At 65.1% G+C, this 2,791-nt stretch carries 5 protein-coding genes; all 5 read right to left on the bottom strand.

Features of this window, described 5'->3' with window-relative positions:
* A partial coding sequence (locus tag VFB18_RS01290; RefSeq protein ID WP_414675623.1) for an ATP:cob(I)alamin adenosyltransferase occupies nucleotides 1-173 on the bottom strand: 173 nt, incomplete at its 3' end.
* A gap of 146 nt (nucleotides 174-319) precedes the next feature.
* Entirely contained in the window at nucleotides 320-520 is a 201-nt protein-coding gene (locus VFB18_RS01285; RefSeq protein ID WP_324970468.1) for a twin transmembrane helix small protein, read from the bottom strand.
* A 36-nt stretch (nucleotides 521-556) separates the two neighbouring features.
* Complete coding sequence (locus VFB18_RS01280; protein ID WP_324970467.1) at nucleotides 557-1,390, bottom strand: SDR family NAD(P)-dependent oxidoreductase; 834 nt, start codon at nucleotides 1,388-1,390, stop codon at nucleotides 557-559.
* A 5-nt stretch (nucleotides 1,391-1,395) separates the two neighbouring features.
* Nucleotides 1,396-1,908: an SRPBCC family protein gene (locus VFB18_RS01275; RefSeq protein WP_324970466.1), complete on the bottom strand. Its 513-nt coding sequence runs from the start codon at nucleotides 1,906-1,908 to the stop codon at nucleotides 1,396-1,398.
* Nucleotides 1,909-1,965: 57 nt separating this feature from the next.
* On the bottom strand, nucleotides 1,966-2,791 hold an 826-nt coding region (locus tag VFB18_RS01270; protein WP_324970465.1), incomplete at its 5' end, for an acyl-CoA dehydrogenase.

Genomic DNA, 2,791 nt, shown 5'->3' with positions numbered 1-2,791 from the left:
ACGGGATCGGCGTCGCGCGTGTGGAGCCGCGCCACGCCAATTGCGGCATTGGTCTCATCGAGCGTGCCATAGGCCTCGACTCTCAGATCGTATTTCGCCACGCGGCGCCCGGAGCCGAGCGCCGTCGTGCCGTCGTCGCCGGTCCGCGTATAGATCTTGTTGAGGACGACCATCGCTGCCCGCCTTGGCGCATGGCCTTGAAAAGTCGAGGACTTTTCGCGCGAGCATGCGTCGAAGCCAAGTTCTGCCAAGGCCTGAAAATTGGGCCCCGCGTCTTAAATCCTAGCGTAGCTTGACGCCGAAAGCGGTCAAGCCTTCGTTACATGGGAAATTTGCCGCCGAGGTAGATCGCGGTCATCACGATGATGATCGCGATGAATTGCAGGACCACCCGCCAGCGCATCAGTTTTTGGCTTAGATTGGGGCTCCCGCCGCGCAGCATGTTCCACAACCCTGCGAGCAGGACGGCGGCCACGGCTGCGAGCGCGAAGGGGATGGCGTAGTGGACGACGCGTTCCATGGGAGGCTCCTTGGGCGTCAACGCCCGGAGCGGACATTAGTTGCTGGCGGCAATCGCGTCCAGCGCGCGGGTCGGCAGGACGCGGCGAAAGAGAACCGCGGCATAGGTCGGAATCGTGACGTAATAGCGCGGCATCGGCCGCCTGCTTTCGAGCGCATGGGCGAGCTTCAAAGCGACCGCCTCGGGCCCGAGCTTGAAGGTCTGGCTGCCGCCTTCCTCGAGCCGCGCGATGCGCGCGCGATAGATGTCGCGGTGGGGCGAGCCTTCGAGATCGATATTGCGCCGGTAGGCCTCGAGCGCATGCTCGACGAAGCGGCTCGCGATCGGCCCCGGCTCGATGAGGATGACTCTGATGCCCGAGGAACGGAGCTCGATGCGAAGCGAATCGGCGAGCGCCTCGACGGCGAATTTGGCGGCGCAATAGGCGCCGCGGTAGGGCGCCGCGACAAGCCCGAGCACCGAGGAGCAGAATACTAGGCGCCCCTCCCCGTTGCCGCGCATGGCCGGGATGACCCGCCGCGTGAGGTCGTGCCAGCCGAAAAAGCCCGCCTCGAACTGCGCGCGCAACACCTCTGGCCGCAAATCCTCGACCGCCCCAGGCTGGCCATACGTCCCGTTATTGAAGAGCGCGGAGAGCTTGCCGTCCGTGGCTTCGAGCACGTGCCGCGCCACGGCTTCGATTGAAGGAGGTTCGGCATAATCGAGATAGAGGCTCTCCACACCGACCTCATCGCGCAGCCGCTCGATGTCTTGCGGCTTCCGCGCCGTGGCGAACACGCGCCATCCGCGCGCCTTCATCTCGCGCGCCGAGGCAAGCCCGATGCCCGATGAGCAGCCGGTAATGAGAATCGACCGCCCGGTCTCCTGCATGCGGTCTAATCGCCGCCGACGCTGCCTTCCGGCGGCATGGTCTTCTGCTTGATGGACTTGAGCCCGGCCATGAAGATGTCGCCGATCGTCTTCTTCGCCTCGTCGTCGCTCTTGCCGTTGGCCTCGAAGGTTGCATCCCAGTGGATCACGGTGCGGCCGGGATCGCGATCGTCCGGCTCGACCCACAGCTTGGCCGAATAATTCTTCACCGGCAGCGGGCTCGGATCGATGATCTCGTAGCTGTAGCTGGTGTCGTCCGAGGCGGTGAGCTTCTCCTTGATCGTTCCACCGTTATCCTTCAGCGTGAGAACCCGGAACGTGTCGCTGCCCTCCTGGCTCTCCTTGCAATCGGCGACGGCCGGGTGCCAATCCTTGATCGAGCAGAACTCGGAGATGGTCGACCAGATTGCGAGCATCTGCGCCGGCGCCGCGATCTTCTTGTTCACGTCGAGGGCATAGGCCGGACTCGCGACGGCCGACGCCACGAATGCCATCAGGGCAAGCTTCTTCACACCCATTCGTCTCCTCCGTTTGTCCAACCGGTTTGGCGCCGGTTTGGTTTCAATTGGCGACCGTCAGCCCTCGAGCAGGCGCCGGGCGATGACTTGCGCCTGGATCTCGGCGGCCCCTTCGAAGATCGACAGGATGCGCGCGTCGCACAGCACGCGGCTGATCGGATATTCGAGCGCGAAGCCGTTGCCGCCGTGGATCTGCAGCGCGTTGTCGGCCGCTGCCCAGGCCACGCGCGCGGCGAGCAGCTTGGCCATGCCGGCCTCGAGATCGCAGCGCCGGCCCGCGTCCTTCTCGCGCGCGGCGAAATAGGTGAGCTGGCGCGCGATAAGAATCTCCGCCGCCATCATCGCGAGTTTGTCGGAGACGCGCGGGAAAGAGACGATCGGCTTGCCGAACTGGATGCGCTCCATGCCGTAGCGGAGTCCGAGATCGAGCGCAGACTGCGCCACACCGATGGCGCGCGCCGCGGTCTGGATGCGCGCCGCCTCGAAGGTCTGCATCAATTGCTTGAAGCCCTGGCCCTCGACGCCGCCGAGAAGATTGGCCGCCGGAACGGCGAAGCCGTCGAAGGAGATGTCGAACTCCTTCATGCCGCGATAGCCGAGCACCTCGATCTCGCCGCCGCTCATGCCTTGCGCCGGGAACGGATCCTCGTCGGTGCCGCGCGGCTTCGGTGCGAGAAACATCGACAGCCCGCGATAGCCCTTCTCGTTGGGGTTGGTGCGCGCAAGAACGGTCATCAGATCGGCGCGCGCGGCGTGCGTGATCCAGGTCTTCTGTCCGGTGATGCGGTAAACGTCGCCGTCCTTCACCGCGCGCGTGGTGAGGGAGGCGAGGTCAGAGCCCGTGTTGGGCTCGGTGAATACCGCCGTCGGCAGCACCTCGCCG

The sequence above is a fragment of the Methyloceanibacter sp. genome (assembly GCF_035650995.1).
GTDB lineage: Bacteria > Pseudomonadota > Alphaproteobacteria > Rhizobiales > Methyloligellaceae > Methyloceanibacter.
Note: the sequence above shows the minus strand (reverse complement) of the source record. Positions and strands in the feature narration are given on the sequence as shown.

Coding starts and splice junctions, on each gene's coding strand:
- VFB18_RS01280 (WP_324970467.1), bottom strand. CDS start 1,390: ATGCAGGAGACCGGGCGGTCGATTCTCATTACCGGCTGCTCATCGGGC.
- VFB18_RS01275 (WP_324970466.1), bottom strand. CDS start 1,908: ATGGGTGTGAAGAAGCTTGCCCTGATGGCATTCGTGGCGTCGGCCGTC.
- VFB18_RS01285 (WP_324970468.1), bottom strand. CDS start 520: ATGGAACGCGTCGTCCACTACGCCATCCCCTTCGCGCTCGCAGCCGTG.